General features: G+C 46.6%; 15 protein-coding genes. 6 read left to right on the top strand and 9 right to left on the bottom strand.

What is annotated here, in order from left to right; translation table 11 throughout:
• Nucleotides 1–94: 94 nt before the first annotated feature.
• Nucleotides 95–949, bottom strand: coding sequence for a 4-hydroxybenzoate octaprenyltransferase (locus SCB77_RS20960; protein WP_320183955.1), 855 nt, complete (start codon nt 947–949; stop codon nt 95–97).
• Nucleotides 949–1569, bottom strand: coding sequence for a ribosome biogenesis GTP-binding protein YihA/YsxC (yihA, locus tag SCB77_RS20955; protein WP_320183954.1), 621 nt, complete (start codon nt 1567–1569; stop codon nt 949–951). Before yihA ends, SCB77_RS20960 begins: the two co-directional genes overlap by 1 nt.
• 103 nt (nt 1570–1672) lie before the next feature.
• On the opposite strand from yihA, the gene SCB77_RS20950 reads away from it, so the two are divergent.
• The 4 genes from SCB77_RS20950 to SCB77_RS20935 all read left to right on the top strand — a co-directional run bounded on the left by SCB77_RS20950 (nt 1673) and on the right by SCB77_RS20935 (nt 5938).
• Entirely contained in the window at nt 1673–2599 is a 927-nt protein-coding gene (locus tag SCB77_RS20950) for an ABC transporter ATP-binding protein (protein ID WP_320183953.1), read from the top strand.
• Between the two features lie 6 nt (nt 2600–2605).
• Nucleotides 2606–3907, top strand: coding sequence for an ABC transporter permease (locus SCB77_RS20945; protein WP_320183952.1), 1302 nt, complete (start codon nt 2606–2608; stop codon nt 3905–3907).
• Nucleotides 3908–3957: 50 nt separating this feature from the next.
• Complete coding sequence (locus SCB77_RS20940) at nt 3958–5463, top strand: SulP family inorganic anion transporter (RefSeq protein WP_320183951.1); 1506 nt, start codon at nt 3958–3960, stop codon at nt 5461–5463.
• A 64-nt stretch (nt 5464–5527) separates the two neighbouring features.
• Complete coding sequence (locus SCB77_RS20935; protein WP_320183950.1) at nt 5528–5938, top strand: hypothetical protein; 411 nt, start codon at nt 5528–5530, stop codon at nt 5936–5938.
• 78 nt (nt 5939–6016) lie between these two features.
• Here the strand turns inward: SCB77_RS20935 and SCB77_RS20930 are convergent, their stop codons facing one another.
• From SCB77_RS20930 to SCB77_RS20920, 3 genes are all read right to left on the bottom strand, one after another.
• Entirely contained in the window at nt 6017–8317 is a 2301-nt protein-coding gene (locus tag SCB77_RS20930) for a GH92 family glycosyl hydrolase (RefSeq protein WP_320183949.1), read from the bottom strand.
• 84 nt (nt 8318–8401) lie between these two features.
• On the bottom strand, nt 8402–9109 hold the full coding sequence (locus tag SCB77_RS20925) for a basic secretory protein-like protein (protein ID WP_320183948.1): 708 nt from the start codon (nt 9107–9109) through the stop codon (nt 8402–8404).
• A 24-nt stretch (nt 9110–9133) separates the two neighbouring features.
• Nucleotides 9134–11494, bottom strand: a complete 2361-nt coding sequence (locus SCB77_RS20920; protein ID WP_320183947.1) for a GH92 family glycosyl hydrolase — start codon at nt 11492–11494, stop codon at nt 9134–9136.
• Between the two features lie 285 nt (nt 11495–11779).
• On the opposite strand from SCB77_RS20920, the gene SCB77_RS20915 reads away from it, so the two are divergent.
• A complete protein-coding gene (locus SCB77_RS20915; protein ID WP_320183946.1) occupies nt 11780–13174 on the top strand; it encodes a sensor histidine kinase in 1395 nt (464 codons plus the stop codon).
• A gap of 30 nt (nt 13175–13204) precedes the next feature.
• Nucleotides 13205–13930, top strand: a complete 726-nt coding sequence (locus tag SCB77_RS20910; RefSeq protein WP_320183945.1) for a response regulator transcription factor — start codon at nt 13205–13207, stop codon at nt 13928–13930.
• A gap of 177 nt (nt 13931–14107) precedes the next feature.
• Here SCB77_RS20910 and lysA read toward each other — a convergent pair whose 3' ends face one another.
• The 4 genes from lysA to serC form a co-directional block, all read right to left on the bottom strand.
• Nucleotides 14108–15271 carry a diaminopimelate decarboxylase gene (gene lysA / locus SCB77_RS20905; protein ID WP_380935549.1) on the bottom strand — a complete coding sequence of 388 codons (1164 nt, stop codon included), beginning with the start codon at nt 15269–15271 and terminating at the stop codon, nt 14108–14110.
• Nucleotides 15272–15287: 16 nt separating this feature from the next.
• Nucleotides 15288–16601, bottom strand: coding sequence for an aspartate kinase (locus SCB77_RS20900; RefSeq protein ID WP_320183943.1), 1314 nt, complete (start codon nt 16599–16601; stop codon nt 15288–15290).
• Nucleotides 16602–16728: 127 nt separating this feature from the next.
• Nucleotides 16729–17676: a D-2-hydroxyacid dehydrogenase gene (locus tag SCB77_RS20895; RefSeq protein ID WP_320183942.1), complete on the bottom strand. Its 948-nt coding sequence runs from the start codon at nt 17674–17676 to the stop codon at nt 16729–16731.
• 85 nt (nt 17677–17761) lie between these two features.
• Entirely contained in the window at nt 17762–18832 is a 1071-nt protein-coding gene (serC, locus tag SCB77_RS20890) for a 3-phosphoserine/phosphohydroxythreonine transaminase (RefSeq protein ID WP_320183941.1), read from the bottom strand.
• Nucleotides 18833–18999: the final 167 nt, after the last annotated feature.

The raw sequence follows: 18999 nt of genomic DNA, 5'->3' as shown, positions 1-18999 counted from the left end.
CTATACGTGATTGAATTTTGCAAATAAAGGTATTTCAAAATGGAATGACAATATTTTTTGTCACTTCCTCCTAAAAAACCGTGTTTAGCTTCGTCTATACCAGAAAGATAATATCCAACAGATAAAATCCCGCAAAAATAACCGAAGCCACCCCATTGGTCGTCATAAATGCGCGGTTCACACGCGTCAGATCCGTGGGGCTTACTATATAATGTTGATAAATAAGCAATAGGCCATAAAAAAGCAAGCCTGCGTAATAAAACCAACTCACCTCCATATATAATACCGGCAAGAATACGAAAATAAAAGACAAAAGATGTAAACATTCTGAAATCCGTAATGCTTTCGCTCCTCCAAAATAAGCGGGAATGGAGTTTAATCCTTGCTGCCTATCAAACTCCTCATCCTGCAAGGCATATATAATATCGAATCCTCCCGACCAGCACATCACTGCCAATCCGAAGAATATAGGTATGCTATGAAACTGATTGGTAACCACCAAATAAGCACCTATAGGTGCTAAGCCCAAGCCTACCCCAAGCACCAAATGGCACAGCGGCGTAATGCGCTTCGTATAGCTGTAAAACAAAACCACAAACAAGGCCACCGGCGACAAATAGAAGCACAGGCTATTGATGAAAAAAGTAGCGCCCATAAACAGCAGGCAGTTCACAATAGTGAAGGTCAACGCATGGCGTGCACTAATTTTTCCGGCAGGAATATCGCGCATGGCCGTGCGCGGATTCTTGGCGTCGATATCACGATCCAAGAATCGATTGAAGGCCATAGCCGCATTTCGAGCCGTCACCATACAAAGTAACATCAGGGCCAACTTCTTCCAGTCAAAGGCATGATCCGTCGTCTGTAGGGCTAGAAAAAAACCAATAATGGCAAAGGGCAGCGCAAAGATACTATGTGCAAAAAGCACCAGCGACATATACTTCTTCATTACTGATCGTTGGTTTCTGGCGCTTGGAAATTTAGATTTACCTCGTGAATGGCGGCCAAGATCTCGTCTGTGCCGGTCTTCAACTCCGACGAGGTAATGAAATGCTGGGGCACCTCCTCGAAAAACTTCAACAAAGCTTTTCTAAACTTCGCTACATTTTGATCTGTTTTCACGGCAGATTGTTTGTCGGCCTTGGTAAACACCAATAGGAAGGGCAAGCCCTGTTCGCCCAACCAGCAGCAAAAGTCAACATCGATCTTCTGCGGCTCATGTCTACTATCGATCAGTACAAAAATACACTGTAGGTTCTCACGCTTGGTGAGGTAGGCACGAATAAATTTCTCCCATTCCGAACGGTTCTTTTTGGAGGTCTGCGCAAAGCCGTAACCGGGCAGATCCACCAAGTACCAATCTTCGTTCATGATAAAATGGTTGATCAATTGTGTTTTCCCGGGCTTTTGCGAGGTTTTTGCCAAGCCTTTCCTGCGTGTCATCGCATTGATTAGCGACGATTTACCAACGTTTGACCGTCCGATAAATGCATATTCAGGCAGTTGTGGCGCTGGCAACTGTCTTACATCTGTATTGCTACAAACAAACTCTGCAGATTTTATTAACATACGCAAAGGTAAAGAATTCCGAAAGCTAAAAACAACTCATTTTTTCAAGGCACTATTATTTTAGGTTTTTTTTGCCTTATTTTAAGGAAAAATAGACAAACCAATGCTGGAAATCAAAAATATTGTCAAACAATATAGCAACCACCGCGCCCTAAACGACGTGTCACTACACGTACCCAAAGGATCAATTTTCGGTCTTTTGGGTCCCAATGGTGCTGGCAAAACGTCGCTCATCCGCATCATCAACCAGATTACGGCGCCGGATAGCGGTGAGATCATCTTCGACGGCGAGCCACTCAAACCCAAACATATCGAGCGCATCGGTTATCTGCCGGAGGAACGTGGCCTCTACAAGAAGATGAAGATCGGCGAACAGATGCTTTATCTGGCGCAGCTTAAAGGACTTAAAAAGAATGACGCGATGCAGCGTATCAAATACTGGTTTGAAAAGCTGGAGATGCAATCCTGGTGGGATAAAAAAGTCGAAGACCTGAGTAAAGGTATGCAGCAGAAGGTGCAGTTTGTGGCCACGGTATTACATGAGCCCGACTTAATCATCCTCGATGAACCTTTTTCTGGCTTTGACCCGGTGAATGCACAGATTATCCAACAGGAAATCTTGGAGCTTAATCAAAAAGGAGCCACCATCATCTATTCCACCCACCGCATGGAGTCTGTGGAAGAACTCTGTGACTATATCGCGTTGATCAACAAATCGGAGAAGATACTGGATGGCTCGGTCGCTGATATCAAAAGTTCGTACAAAAACCAGACCTACAGCATCGTCTATCAAACTAAGAGCGGTGTAACTTTGCAGTTCAACCCAGCCTTATTTGAGGTGATTGACCAATCGGCTACAGCTGAAGAGCAAGTGATGACCGTGCGCACCGACAACCAGACCTCCCTCAATGAACTGTTGCTGTTCCTCATTCCGCAGATAGATATCCTGCAGGTACGGGAAATCGTGCCTTCCATGCACGATATATTTATAGACAAAGTCACCAAAAACGCTAACCACACTTTATCCTAAAAGACGATGAGCAAAATTCCATTAATTATACAGCGTGAGTATTTCAGTCGTGTAAAAAAGAAATCCTTTTTACTCACCACCTTTCTTGTGCCCTTGTTTTTCATCGGTATGTACGTCGGTGTATTTTACCTCACCAAGAAGAGCTTTGAAGATAAGCACGCCATTGTTCATATTGTAGACGAGGAAGGCAGCGTGGCGGCTTTGCTCAAAAGCAATAAGAACCTGACCTATACCAATTCCAATGTGGAGTTGCAAAAACAGATTGAGCAGCTTAAAAATCAAGAAGACAACACCAACCTGCTGATTATCCCGAAAGACTTCTACGAAACACGGCAGGTGGAACTACTGTCTGCCGGCAAACCCAATATCACCACCCAAAATGAGGTGAAGGATCATTTAAAGGAAATCATCCGCAATGTAGAATATAAACGATTAGGGCTTGATGGCGAGAATATTAAAAAGATCAACGATAGTATCAGTATCGCTGCCAAGGAACTATCCGAAGATGGCGATGCCAAAGAGAGCCATACAGAGGTTGCCATGGGCATTGCGATGGCTTTATCGGTCTTGGTCTACCTGTCGCTATTTTTATATGGCGCACAAGTGATGCGCGGCATTATCGAAGAAAAAACGAGTCGTATCGTGGAGGTGGTTATCTCTTCCGTGAAGCCATTTCAACTGATGATGGGCAAAATCATCGGCATTGGCCTCGTTGGTTTGACGCAATTTCTACTGTGGCTAGTTTTAACCACGGCCTTGACTAGTGCTGCCACCACCCTCATTTTTGAGCAGCAAGATATCGCAGCACAAGCTATGGCTCAAAACAAGGGCGCTATGCCGGCAGCGGGAGGCCTTGACTTTTTGAACGCCTTGCAATCGGTCAATTTCACGGAGCTCTTGCTTTGCTTTTTCGCTTTCTTTCTGGGCGGATACTTCCTGTATAGCGCGTTGTTTGCCGCAGTAGGTTCAGCCGTAGATAGTGAGACCGAAGCCACACAATTCACCATGCCCATCACCATGCCTTTGCTCCTGACTTATATCCTTTCTTTCGGAGTATTGGTCAACGATCCAAATGGTAGCATTGCCACTTGGTTAAGTTTTATTCCGTTCACCTCGCCTATTGCGATGCTCGTGCGTGTTCCTTTCGGGGTTCCTACTTGGCAAATCATTGTGTCCTTGTTGCTGCTCGTTGCCGGATTTTTACTGACCACTTGGGTAGCCGGCAGAATATACCGCACCGGAATCCTGATGTATGGCAAGAAAGCAAGCTTTAAGGAATTGATAAAATGGTTTAATTACAAAAGCTGATAACCCTGAAATTTTTGCATTTTTGTAGCCGTTAATTTCGGAGACAGATTATGCAAAATTTTACACTTTTTGATTTCAAGCAAAAGGTAAACTATAAAAACGAACTACTGGCCGGTCTAACCGTTGCCATGACCATGATTCCAGAATCATTGTCCTTTGCCATTTTTGCAGGCCTGTCACCTTTGACAGGCCTTTATGCTGCCTTTATCATGGGTTTGGTCACCGCCATCTTGGGCGGTCGTCCAGGCATGGTATCCGGTGGTGCCGGCGCCACCATCGTCGTGCTTGTTGCTTTGATCCACACGCAGGGTGTGGAATACCTCTTTGCCACCGTGGCCTTGGCCGGCTTACTCCAAATAGTAGTGGGTGTTTTCCGTCTTGGTAAGTTTGTTCGCCTGATTCCCGAACCCGTGATGTATGGCTTCTTGAATGGTTTAGCCGTCATTATCTTTATGGCACAGATTGAGCAGTTTAAAGTATTGGATGCCGGAAAGCTGGTATGGCTACAGGGAGCTTCCCTTTATACCATGCTAGGTCTTGTTCTACTGACCATTGCCATCGTCTTTACTGTTCCAAAGATCACCAAAGCCGTCCCCGCTTCCCTGATCGCCATCATCGTCCTATTTTTGCTGGTGCTAGGTTTTGGCATCGATACCAAAACGGTGAAAGATATCGCCCAAATAAAAGGCAGCTTCCCTCCTTTCCATATACCGCAGGTACCGATCAACCTTGACACGCTATTCATCATCTTTCCATACGCATTAATTATGGCCAGCGTGGGCCTTATCGAAAGCCTGTTGACCTTAACCATCGTGGACGAGGTAACGGATACACGAGGGAGTGCTAACCGGGAATGCATTGCGCAGGGTACCGCCAATATCGCCAACGGTTTCTTTTCGGGCATGGGCGGCTGCGCCATGATTGCGCAAACCTTTGTCAACCTGAATGCCGGATCGCGGGCACGCCTCAGCGGTATTATCGGTGCGCTAACGATTTTATTGATCATTCTCTTTGGTAGTTCCATCATCGAGCGTATCCCGATGGCTGCACTAGTGGGTGTAATGATGGTCGTCGCCATCAGCACCTTTAAGTGGAGCACCTTCAGCATTTGGAACAAGATGCCCAAAAGCGATGTATTGATCTGTGTGCTGGTTGCCGCCATCACCATCTTGATGCACAATCTTGCGCTCGCGGTGCTCATCGGCGTTATCCTCGCTGCTTTGGTCTTCGCTTGGGACAATGCCAAAATGATCCGGGCGCGTAAAGTGCTTACCGAAAATGGTGAAAAGCATTACTATATACATGGACCCCTATTTTTTGGTTCGGCAGGCACCTTCGCCCAAAAATTTGACTTCGGAAGCGATCCCCAAGAAATTGTTATCGACTTTCAGGAGAGCCGCATAGTTGATATGTCGGCCTTGGAAGCGCTCAAAAAGGTGCAGGATCGCTACCAAGCACTTGGCAAAAACATCAAGTTGCGGCATGTCAATGATGATGGTCGCCGCCTGATCGAAAACACCAAGGGCATGTTGACAATCGATTTCATACAGGATTAACTCGATATATTTCTTTATATCATTCAAAGATGATATCTTTAGTTACAATAAAGAAAAAAACGAGATGGCAGCAACGTATGATACGTCGAAAAAGAAATCCGGCACATTCCGAAAAATTTTAGGCTGGACCGTATTAATATTACTTCTTGCGGGAAGTGGATATGTATATTACAGGTATTACTTTGTGTTCGGGGAAGGGGTAAAATCAGGATACCTCAATTACGCCGTAAAAAAGGGGAATCTTTTTAAGACCTACGAAGGAAAATTAATACAGGAAGGCTTTGGCAGCGCCAAGGTGGGCACGGGTATCTCCAGCAATGAATTTGAGTTCTCCATCGAGAGCGATTCCATCTTTAACCTCCTTGAAGTGAATAGTGGCAAATACTTTGATTTGCATTATAAAGAATATCACGGCATCTTGCCTTGGCGTGGCAACACCCGCTATGTGGTTGACCAAGTGGTCAACATGAAGTAGGTGGAGATTAAAGAAACGCTATAAAAAAAATGAGCCGCATCAAAAGATGCGGCTCATTTTTTATTTACAACGCGTTCACTACTTCACACGCTTATTGGGTTTGTCGCTCATCACAAATTTAAGCTTTCCGCCCTGCACAATATCCTGATGCTTGATTCGGTATCCGTTCACGGGCTTACCGTTCAAGAGCACTTCCTTCACATACACATTCTTTTCCGACTGGTTTGCGGCTTCGATTTCAAACAGCTTACCATCGGCCAAAGTAACACTAGCCTGTTTCACGGAAGGGCTTCCCAACCAATATTCGTCGCTTCCCGGGCTCACCGGATAGAAGCCCAACGAGCTGAATAGATACCAAGCACTCATCTGCCCACAATCATCGTTACCACCTAGCCCATCGTGGCCAGTATGGTATTGGTTCTTCAAGATCATTCGGATACGATCTTGGCCCTTCCACGGAATACCGGCCAAGTTGTGTAGGTACACCACGTGATGAGCCGGCTCATTGCCGTGCACATAGTTACCGATGATACCCTCCCGGGTGATATCCTCTGTATTGGCGAAGAACTTATCTGGCAAATGCATGGTAAACAAGGAATCCAAGTAAGCGGATAAGCGTTTGCTGCCCCCCATACGTTCCATTAGGCCTTCTGGGTTGTGTGGCACGTACAAGCTGTAATTCCAAGTATTACCCTCGATAAATCCTTGTCCGTGTGTTTCCAAAAGATCAAACTTAGCCCTGAAGTTTCCTTTTGAATCTTTTGGGCGCATAAAGCCGATACGGTCATCAAATAGGTTTTTCCAGCTGTCGGCACGTTTGGCGAAAGTCTGATAAACCGCTTCATCTCCAAGGTGCCTGGCCAGCTGGGCAATACACCAATCATCGTAAGCATATTCCAAGGTGTTGGACACCGAGGTGCCCGATAGTTCATCTGGCACGTATCCTAGGTCGATATAAGGCCCTATACCTTCATACCGTCTCGCGTTGGCTGTTTGCACACAGGCTGCTAGCGCTGCTTTGGCATCGCCTTTATACACCCCTTTGATAATCGCATCCGCCACAACGGAAACGGCGTGGTAGCCGCTCATACACCAGTTGTCATTGGCATAATGCGACCATATAGGCAGCATCTTCAGCGCACTTTGGTCGTAATGGGCCATCATAGATGCCACCATATCCGCATTGCGCGCAGGGTTGATCAGGTTCATATAAGGATGGAATGCGCGGAAAGTGTCCCAAAGGGAGAAAGACGTGTAGTTTACAAATCCATCGGCTTTATGCACCTCTTGATCCAAGCCCTTGTATTCGCCGTTAGCGTCCATATATACGGTAGGCATCAAGGCCGCGTGGTACATCGCCGTATAGAAGTTCACGTAATCATCTTTGGTCAACATATCTACTTTGATCTTCTGTAGCTCCGCTTCCCAAAGTTGTTGACCTTCTTTTTTCACCCGCTCAAAATCCCAATGCGGAATTTCCTGCTCCATATTCTGCAGGGCATTGCGCATGCTCACAGGACTTAGGGCTACCTTCAGCTGTACCTGTTCCGCATCTTCGGTAGCAAAGTCAAAATGCATTTTCAACTGTTTGCCTGCCAAATCTGGGAAGTTATCACTTTGGTCAAATTTACGCCAAAAGCCTTTGTACGCCTGCTTTTTATCATCTTGCTGCGCACCATAGTTCTTAAATGGTTTGGAAAAGCTGATGGCAAAGTAAACCGTCCGTGTACGCGCCCAACCATGGCTTTGCATATATCCAGTCACGAGCGTATCGTTAAGCACACGAACCACCGTCCACACATTCTTCTCATCGTAGTTGTAGATACCCGATTTAAGGTCGAGGATGATGTGTGCGTCGGCTGCTTTTGGAAAAGTGTAGCGATGAAAGCCTACCCTATTGGAAGTGGTCATCTCTGCCAGCACCTTTGGATCATCGAGAAACACCTTGTAATAATTGGCCTCTGCCGTCTCTTTGGCGTGGTCAAAGCGTGAGCGATAGCCTGTTTCCGGTTTATCGGCCGTGCCGGGGTTAAGCTGTACCGCACCTACCGTAGGCATCACGGATATATCGCCCAAATCGGAGTGGCCGGTGCCGCTGAAATGCGTATGGCTAAAGCCTACGATCGTAGGGTCTTTATACTGGTAGCCAGCACAATATTGATATACCTCGCCATTGTATCGACCGTTTACCGCGTAGGGAATAGTGTCGGTATCCGGACTGAGCTGCACAGCGCCAAATGGAACCGTCGCGCCGGGAAAGGTATGCCCCATCTTTGCCGTCCCGATGATGGGCGACACATACTTTACCAACTCTTGTTTTTGCGCCGCTGCCGCAAACGGAAGAAGCAACAGCAGGCCTAAATTTTTCAGTTTCATCATATGTTAACTTTACGAAAGAAGACCAAATGGAAAGTTTTAGCTTCCCATTCGGTCTTCCTACTTACGAACTTAATTAAATTTTTCTTAAATAGCAGGGTTAGCCACATAGCTTTGCCACAGGGCATCCAGTGTCTTACCGGTCTGTTCCTGCCAGAACGAATCGTTGTATTTCCGCTCGCGCATCACCTTGTCAAGCTTCACCATGGTTCCTTTTTTAACTTTGGTTTCCAACCAATAGAAGAAACGAGCCGTAATGCGGTAAGCATTTTCGTAGTGATGTTCTGGCTTTAGGTCAGGCAACTTCCAGTTTGCACCGGCATTGTCCACACCATCCACAAAGCGCACATAGTCTGCAATACCTTCCGTAATCCATCCGGGTCCCGAGTTGCCCGGGTAGGCCTGCACCAAGTGCATGCCTTCGTGCGTCACGATATCGATATCGCCTGGATTCTTCTTAAACCACTCCGGGTTAAAGCGAATCACCCCACCGCCTGCTGCCGCAATGCCGGTATAGGCAGGATCCATGACAAAGACAACTTTGCTTGTCGCATCCTTATTGTACTTCTTCGCTAATTTTGGATAGGTGTTAAAGAACGTCTTGATTAAACGTTGCTTCACGACCGGATCAAATTGTGTAGCCTTATCAATATATACCAAGCTATATTTGCCCTCTTTCAAGGTATCGACGGAAACGGCTAGCTCTATATCTTTATCCAAACGGCTCCATCCGTCCTGTGCTTTTGCCAAGCCTATGCTGCCCGCCAATAGCGCTACTAAAAACATCTTCTTCATCTTGTTATTTCTTTGGTTAATTTCTTAGTATTTATCCTTATCTGATGTGAACGAGTAAGGCACGGCATCCTTGCTCACCCCTCTTGTTTTGTTAGGCACCGCGTCCATATCGATCGTCAGTTTACCACCGTTCAAGATCGTTTCGTGGCCGATCCAGTTTTTGGTGAAGGCTTTATTGTTCAATTTGGCATCTTTCACGTAACGGTTTTCGGCCGAGTTGTTGGCAGACTCGATGGTAAATGTTTTACCATTCTCCAAATGCAAGGTCGCTTTTTTGAACAAAGGAGCGCCCATTACATATTGATCCATCGCCGGACAAACTGGGTAGAAGCCCAAGGCCGAGAACACATACCAAGCAGAAGTCTGCCCGTTATCCTCGTCACCGCAGTAACCATCTGGTGTAGGCTTATACATACGGTTCAATACCTCGCGTGCCCAATATTGTGCCTTCCATGGCTCGCCAGCATAATTGTACAGGTAGATCATATGCTGTATAGGCTGGTTTCCGTGTGCATACTGCCCCATGTTGGCAATCTGCATCTCACGGATCTCGTGAATCACGCCGCCATAGTAGCTATCGTCAAAGTCTGGCGCTTGGTTAAATACCGAGTCAAGCATGTTGACGAATACCTTGTCGCCGCCCATTAAATCGATAAGCCCCTGCACATCGTGAAATACCGACCAAGAGTAATGCCAGCTATTGCCTTCTGTAAAGGCATCACCCCATTTCAACGGATTGAATGGCGCTTGGAATTTGCCATCTTTGTTTTTACCGCGCATCAGCTTGGTTTCTGGATCAAACAGCTTTTTATAGTTCTGCGAACGATCCGCATATAGCTTAATCTCTTCTTTTGGTCTGCCTAAGGCTTTCGCTAGGCGATAAATCGCGAAGTCGTCGTAGGCATATTCCAACGTACGCGCTGCGTTTTCGTTGATACCCACATCGTAAGGCACGTAGCCCAGCTCGTTGTAGTAGCCTACACCTTTGCGACCCACTGCCGTCATCGGTCCTTCATGGTTTGCTCCATGCTGCAATGCTTCATACAGTGTGCCGATATCATAACCACGTGCACCTTTTAGGTAAGCTTCCGCTACCACGGATGCAGAGTTGTTGCCCACCATAATGTCCGCAAAGCCCGGGCTGCTCCATTCAGGCAAGAAACCGCCCTCTTTGTAGCAATTTAGCAAGCCTTCTTGCATCTCCTTGTTGATGCTTGGATACAACATGTTCAACAACGGATAAAGTGCCCGGAATGTATCCCAGAAACCTGTACCTGCAAACATATAGCCCGGCTTTACCTCGCCTGTATAAGGGCTATAGTGCACCGCCTTGCCTTCTTTATTGATCTCGTAAAGCTTGTTCGGGAAAAACACCGTGCGGTAAAGCGTGCTGTAAAAGGTGCGGTACTGCTCGTCGGTAGCGCCTTCGATAGTAATTTTACCCAGCACCTCGTTCCATTTTGCACGTCCTTTGGCTTTGATCTGCTCAAAGCTGTCGTTCTGCAGCTCTTTTAGGTTAAGCTCGGCCTGCTCGGCGCTGATAAAGGAAGAGGCTACTTTAGCCTGCACCACCTGCTTGCCAGTTGTTTTCTTAAACCCGATAATGGCTCCGGCATGTTTGCCATTTGTTTTCTTACCAGCAACCTGCTTTCCTTCTTCCAAAATTTGGTAGGTATCGATCGGCTGGTCAAAGACGATGATAAAGTAGTTCTTGAAATTTGGCAGCTTGCCGCGGCTGTAGCGGCTAGAATAGCCAATCAGCATGTTCTTCTCCGGTATCACCTGCACCTCAGAGCCTCTATCGAAGGCATCTAGCACCACAAAAGCGCTATCGGGGTTGCCAAAGGTAAAGCGAAACATCGAGGCACGCTCCGTTGGTGTAACCTCTGCCATCACATGGTAATCCGCCAAGTAAACACCATAATAATAAGGCTTTGCGACTTCCGATTTATGCGAGAACCAGCTGGCACGTTTTTCTTGGTCAAATTCCGCTTTGCCGGATATAGGCATCAATGAAAATTGGCCGTAGTCGTTCATCCAGGGCGAGGGTTGGTGCGTCTGCTTGATACCCCGAATTTTATCCGATCCATAGGTATATTGCCAGCCATCGCCCATTTTTCCGGTTTGTGGGGTCCACATGTTCATCCCCCAAGGCAGGCCTACCGCGGGGTAGGTGTTACCGTTGGATAGGGACACCTTCGAATCTGTACCCATCAAGGTGTTCACATAGTCCACCGGTTCCAAAATTTCTTGGATAGCCGTCTGCACGGCTGCTTTCTTTGCGCCTGCCGACGTCTTTTGCTGCGCGATTAGGCCACTGTTTGCCTGGAGCATCCCCAAGCCCAACAGGGCTATCACCCAATTCTTCGTTTTGCTTACTTTCATATATTCTTGGTAAAGGTCTTTATCTGCCGTAGTATAGTCACTGTAGTTTTGTGGTTATGTAGCTGCCATATGCTGTCAGGTCTATGCCCAACAATACAACATTCCGCTATCCAAAATAAGAAATTATCCCCACCAATCGCTGTTAATGACTTCCTAATAGATTGTTAACAGATTGTTAACGGGCGCAATAATCCGCCTTTTTCAGGGCGCAATGTTCGATTTTTATTGTATTATCGCGTATTAAATGCAGACCTGGGCTCAAGATAGACGGTCTTTAACGATCACATGAACAAAAAGCATATCCCTATATCCATTATTAGCTTCTCGGTGCTATTTATTGTGCAGTACCTGCTTATCTACAATACCTTTGTCTTGCGCAACAACCAATATCAGGTGCAGGAGCGCAAGAGCTTGGATAGCGCCTACCGCAATTTGATGCTAAACGATAAGCTTTTCCTAGGCGGACAGAAGATTATAGACTCCATTATCAAGCCGCGCTATGCCGGATTTCGCGAGGCCTATGGCGATGGTTCTCCAAAGTTTGATAAGTTGACACAATCTTTCTGTGACACCCTCTTCACCGCCTTGCGGGATAAAAGCAATATGGACAGCATCTTCCGGGAGCTTGTCATCAGCAGAACATTAGATACTACCATGAACTTTGCTTTGATCATCACCGATCTGCAGATCACCTTTGATGGTCGCCACTACATTCCCGTGCTCAACGGCAAATGGAAGGTGGATGAGCAAATCCCCCATATCTTAATCGATGGCTCCTTGGATGTTATTGACAAGCAGAACCAAATTACCGGCCTTACGGTTAGCAGTCCGCAGGGCAACTCCTACAAAATTGCATTTGAGCTTCATGCCGACGATCTCGATTCCCGATTTTACAAAATCCTGAAGCAGATGATGCCCACGCTGCTCCTGTCTTTTCTAGCCATCGCCATGGTCATCGGTATCTACTTTTTAACCTACCGAAACTGGCTGCGGCAAAAGAAAATGACCGAGATGACTTCCGACTTCCTGAATAGCATCACCCATGAGTTTCATACGCCGATCACCACCATTATCGTGGCCAACAGAAGCATTGAAAATCTGGATCAGGCATTGTGGAAAGAGAAGATTCCCGAATTGACGGCCATCATCGCGCGGCAGTCCTCCCGCTTGCAAAAGCTTATTAAGCAAGCGCTTAATATCACCGAACTGAACGAGTATAACCTCGAGCAGGAGAGCCTCCCCTTGCTGCCCCTACTGGCGGAGTCGGTAAGCGATTATCGCCTATCCTTAGAGCAGCATATCGATCTGGAATTGATCAACGATCTGCCTGATGCAGACATCGAAATAAAAGTCAACAAGTTCCTGTTTACAACAGCGATATATAATATTTTTGATAACGCGATCAAGTACAATAAGTCCATACGCAAAAGTATCCGCGTGCAGCTTATACGGCAGGCCGATCGCACGGGCATACAGATTGGCGATAACGGCATAGGCCTAGATGAGAAGCAGCTAAAATCTATTTTTCAGAAGTTCTACCGAGGCGAAGAATCTAGCAATCGGCCAGGTCTAGGCTTAGGTCTATTTTACGTCAAGAAGGTTGCCGAGGCACACGGTTGGCAACTCGATGTCGATAGTGCCAAAGATTCAGGCACCCTATTTACGATTTGGATCGATTAATTATTTTTGAACGCTTATTTTTATCACCTCATGGAGCAAAAACGACGACTCTTGTATGTAGAAGATGAAACCGACCTCGGCAATGTGGTGTCGCAATATCTAGAAATGGTGGGGTTCGAGGTAGCATGGACCAAAAGCGCTACCGAAGCACTGCAAGTGTTTAAGGCATCCAGCAATTTCGACTTGGTACTTATCGACGTGCAATTGCCCGACTATAACGGCTTCCAGCTGGCGGCAGAAATTAGTGAGCAGCTCGCCGGGCAACCCTTTCTTTTTCTGACAGCTCGGCGTGAAAAAAAAGATCGCTTACAAGGGCTTAATATCGGAGCAGACGATTACATCACCAAGCCCTTCGATGTGGATGAGTTGGTGCTACGCATCAAGAACATTTTAAAGCGACTGGACTTTCAGCGTCCGCAGCCCTTGCCCCGCGAACCCGACAGTATACTCACGCAGATTGGCGATGTGCAGATCAACCGAAACACCCATAAAATGAACTGCCCCGATGGCAAGCAGGTAGACCTCACCTTGCGCGAGATGCAGGTGATGCTTTTTCTAAATGAAAACCAAGAGAAACTGTTGCGCCGTGAAGATATCCTGCTGCAGATATGGGGGGAAAACGATTACTTTATGGGACGCAGCTTAGATGTATTTATTTCTCGGATTAGGAAGCTGCTAAAGCACTCTAAACAGCTGTCTATTGAAACTATTTACGGATCGGGCTTTATCTTCCGTGTGAATCCACCGCACCGTTAAAAAAAGGTCATTGCGAGGAAGTATGACGGCCGCCAAAGGCAGCTGTGTAGGAAGTGAATCTGCATGTAACACGCAAAGATTGCTTCCTCGTCGTTCCTCCTCCTCGCAATGACGAAAAGTATTCGGCTTCTAAATAGCTTAGATGATCTATATGGCTGTCCGGCTTGAGACTAGCGCTTACAGTTCACTGTCGTATACATAACGAATTTCGTCGCGCAGGTTATAGCGGGAAGCCATCACCTCACCATATGCACCGGCCGTACGTATAGCGATTAGATCGCCACGCTTAGACTCCGGTAGTGGCACTTCCTTACCAAAGCAGTCCGAGCTCTCGCAAATAGGACCTACCACATCATAGTTTAAGGTTGCTGCCTGTGCATGGTCGCCGCCCACCCGTTCTATCTGGTGATAGGCTTGGTACAAAGCCGGCCGCATAAGCTCAGTCATCCCTGCGTCGAGCACCAAAAAGTGCTTCTTGATACCGCTTTTGGTATACAGCACCTTGCTCACCAAGGATCCACATTGCGCGATCAGGGCACGGCCCAGCTCAAAGTGCACCTCTTGTTGCGCCGAGCGCTCCAAAAACTTGTCGAACACCGCAAAATAGGCTTCAAAGTCCGGAATAGGATGCGCGTCCGGCTGCTGATAATCAACGCCCAGTCCGCCGCCTACATTAAGCACTTTGATTTGCGTTCCACGCTCCTCAAACCAGTTCTTCCACTCGTTCACTTTGACACACAAACTTTTGAACACGTTCATATCTGTAATCTGCGAGCCCACATGGAAATGTAAGCCCATCAGTTCCACATTGGCCGACTTGCGAATCACAGCCGCCGCTTTCTCCAATTCGGAGGTCGGCACGCCAAATTTGTTCTCATCGAGCCCCGTCGTGATATAATGGTGCGTGTGCGCATCCACATTGGGATTGATGCGTAGCGATACACTAGCCACTACCCCTTCTTCTTCCGCCAGTTCGTTGATGACTTCCATTTCTTGGATAGACTCCACGTTGAACGTAAAGATCCCATGCTTTAGGGCCATACGGATCTCCTTATCGGATTTGCCCACACCGGCAAAAGTGATCTTGCTGGCCGGAAAGCCGCTGTCTATAGCTTTCTGCACCTCGTTGCCGCTAACGCAATCCGCGCCAAAGCCCTTCCCTTGTATAGTCTCCAACAAACGATCGTTGAAGTTTGCCTTCAAGGCGTAGTGTACATGAAAATCATACTTATCGGCAGCTGCCTTGGCCTGATCCAAGGTTGTATTCAGCAGCGCTAAGTCGTAGTAATAAAAGGGTGTTTCTAAATGCTTTATTTTCTCTTCCTGAGACTTGTTAAACAACATGCGTATCGATCAATTAAAATAAACGGTTATGTAAAGAGCGAAGGGCTTCCGTTTTGTGCTCCGTATCCAACAGGATGGAAACATTGTAGTCAGAGCCTCCATAAGAGATCATGCGTAAAGGAAGATGTTTTACGGCATCGAGCACCCGCGCCGCATAGCCATGCGTATTGGCGCTGAAGTCGCCCACCACACAAACAATCGTTTGGTTGTGGTCTACGCGCACATGTCCAAAATCTTCCACCTCACGAATGATATCGCCAAGGTTGCGGGTATCGTCTATGGTAAGCGACACGGCAACTTCCGAGGTCGTGATCATATCGATCGGCGTTTTATAGCGCTCGAAAATTTCGAAAATCTTGCGTAGGAAGCCGTAAGCCAACAACATGCGGGAAGAATGTATGTGTATAGCCGTGATATCATCCTTCGCGGCGATAGCGCGGATCTGTCCGGTGGTTCCCCCCTCTTTGCTAATCAGCGTACCTGCTGCTTGCGGATCCATAGTATTCAAAAGGCGTACCGGCACATTGTATTTTTGTGCTGGAAAAACGCTTTGTGGATGTAAGATCTTCGCTCCGAAGTAAGCAAGCTCCGCAGCTTCATCAAAGCTGAGGTTGGCAATCGGCGAGGTATTTTTCACCACGCGCGGATCGTTATTGTGCATACCATCGATATCTGTCCAGATCTGCACCTCGTCGGCTTGGATAGCAGCGCCAATAAGGGAAGCCGTATAATCGGATCCGCCACGGCGCAGGTTATCGATCTCGCCAAAGGAGTTGCGACAGATAAAGCCCTGCGTAATGAACAAGGTATTTGCCGGATGTATGCTCAACAAATTCTTTAATTTCTCGCCGATGTATTCCACCATTGGCTCATTGTCCTCATCGATCTTCATAAAATCCAAGGCTGGCAAAAGCACCGAAGGCACACCAATCTCCTCCAAATGAAAATGAAATAAGGTGGTTGATAGCAGCTCGCCTTGCGCAAGGGTAATCTTCTCTTCAACAGGTGTAAACATCTCATTGCCTAAAGAAGCAATATAATTGAAATGGTAATCGATCAGGTTCTTGCCCTTATCGAGCCCCTGCTCGGTACTGAACAATTCCTTGATGAGGTATTCATACTTATTTTTATGTTGTTTGACAAGTTCTATCGCTTCTTCGCGCTTTCCGGCCAAAAAGGCTTGACCAATTTCTACCAAAGCATTCGTTGTGCCCGCCACAGCGGATAAAACGACAATCTGGCGCTCTGCAGGATTCACAATATCCAGCAGCCCTTTGATGCGCTGGGCACTACCCACAGAAGTACCACCGAATTTTAAAATTTTCATAATTTTATTGTAAGCTATTCTTTAAAAACGTGTAAAAGTAATTAATTCAACGTGTATATTAAACAAAAAATGCGGCACAAACGCTGGAAATTGCTTTTGTGCCGCATAAGTAAGATTATGCGGAGAACTACTTCTTCAAGCTGTCTATCAACAGCTCGGCAAGTTCAATACCGATACGCTCTTGTGCCTCGTTTGTTGCCGCCCCAATGTGCGGTGTCAACGATATGCGTGGGTGCGCCAAAAGTTCTTTACGTGGTGTAGGTTCGTTATCGAACACGTCTAATGCCGCAAACGATACCTTGCCGCTGTCCAATGCCTCGATCAAGGCCAACTCATCGATCACACCACCGCGTGATGCGTTAACCAAGCCCACGCCATCTTTCAACAAGGCAAACTCTTCTTTACCGATCGCGGGTTTATCCAAGAAAGGAACGTGTAAGCTTATGAAATCAGCCGCTTTCAACAGCTCCTCGAAGCTCACTTGCTTTACAGGAAGCTCCACCGTAATACCGCCAGAGAATGCTACGCTCAAGGTCGTAGGACCATCAAACAGATCGGTGTAGATCACATCCATACCAAGGCCTAGGGCTACTTTCGCGGTTTCACGACCAATGCGGCCAAAGCCTACCACACCAATTGTTTTGCCACGCAGCTCTACCCCTTTAGCGTAAGCTTTCTTCAAGCCTGCGAAATTGGTATCGCCTTCTACCGGCATTTTACGGTTGGCATCAAATAAGAAACGTACGCCGTTAAGTAAATGAGCGAAGACCAGTTCTGCAACAGACAAGGAAGAGGCTGCAGGGGTATTGATCACGGCAATACCTTTGGAGCGCGCATAGTCAACATCAATATTGTCCATGCCCACACCGCCACGACCGATCGCTTTGATATTGGGGCATACATCGATAAGCGCCTGACGCAATTTTGTAGCACTGCGCACCGTTACGGCATCATAGGCATTTAGCTTATCGGCTAATTCTTCTTGAGGTATATGGTTTGTATCAACTTCAAAACCGGCTTCTTCCAACAGTCTTTTTCCGGCTGCGTCAATACCATCGTTTGCTAATATTCTCATTGTTAAATTAAAAAGTAAAAAGTAAAAAAGTCAAAAATGAAGAGTTGAAACCGCTGCCTAGGACAGGGATTTCAGTAACGAACTCCTATGAGGAATGCTTTTCTTCAAACTCCTTCATCGCATCCACCAAAGCATTGATCGACGAAATCGTCAAGGCATTATAGATCGAGGCGCGGAAACCACCCACCGAGCGGTGCCCTTTAATACCGACCAAGCCGCGCTCTTTCGCCAATTCCAAAAATGCAGCTTCCTGCTCTGCAGTGTCCATCACAAAGGTGATGTTCATACGTGAGCGATCCGCCTCGGCGGCTGTGCCTTTGAAGAATGGATTGCGTTCAATTTCTTCGTATAGCGTGCGCGCCTTAATGATGTTTTCTTGCTCAATCACTTCCACCCCACCTTTGGCTTTCAACCAACGCAGGTTCAACATTGATACGTAGATCGAGTAAACAGGCGGCGTATTGTACATCGAACCAGCTTTAGCATGTTGCTGGTAATCGAAGATACTTGGGATAACGCGAGCCGATTTGCCGAGCAAATCATTTTTCACGATCACCAAGGTAACGCCTGCCGGCCCCATGTTCTTTTGTGCACCCGCATAGATAATATCAAAATCAGCAACGTTGATCACCCGGCTTAAAATGTCTGAAGACATATCCACCACGGTAGGAATATTAACATTTGGTTTCTCGAAAATCTCTGTTCCGTAGATGGTGTTGTTTGAGGTATAGTGAAAATAGGTAGCATCCGCCGGAACGGTGAAATCCTTTGGAATGTAGGTATAATTCTTATCCGACGATGAAGCAACAATTTCAACAGTACCTAGTTTCGACGCTTCTTTGGCTGCTTTCGAAGCCCAAACGCCTGTATCTAAATACGCAGCCTTTCCTCCCTCCGGCAAAATGTTCATCGGCACCATGGCAAACTGCTGGCTAGCACCACCCTGTAAAAACAGGACCGAATAATCGGCAGGCACATTCAACAGCTCTCTCACCAATGCTTCAGCTTCAATGACCACTTGCTCGAACTCTTTGGAACGGTGCGATATTTCAAGAATGGAAAGCCCGGTATTGTTAAACTCAATAACTGCTTCGGAAGCTTCTTGAAATACTTCCTTTGGAAGAATGCATGGTCCTGCCCCAAAATTGTGTTTCATCGTTAATATATTAATAGTAAATAAATTATAACATAGCCATTCGACATCCCTTGGTCAAATGAAAAGCAAAAATAGCATATTTTTTAAATTTTATCACACTTTGCAAACTTTTATTATAAAAAACACAAACATTAGCTTTTTTTAATAAAAATATGACAGAAATAAAA

The sequence above is a fragment of the Sphingobacterium bambusae genome (assembly GCF_033955345.1).
GTDB classification, from domain to species: Bacteria; Bacteroidota; Bacteroidia; order Sphingobacteriales; family Sphingobacteriaceae; genus Sphingobacterium; species Sphingobacterium bambusae.
Note: the sequence above shows the minus strand (reverse complement) of the source record. Positions and strands in the feature narration are given on the sequence as shown.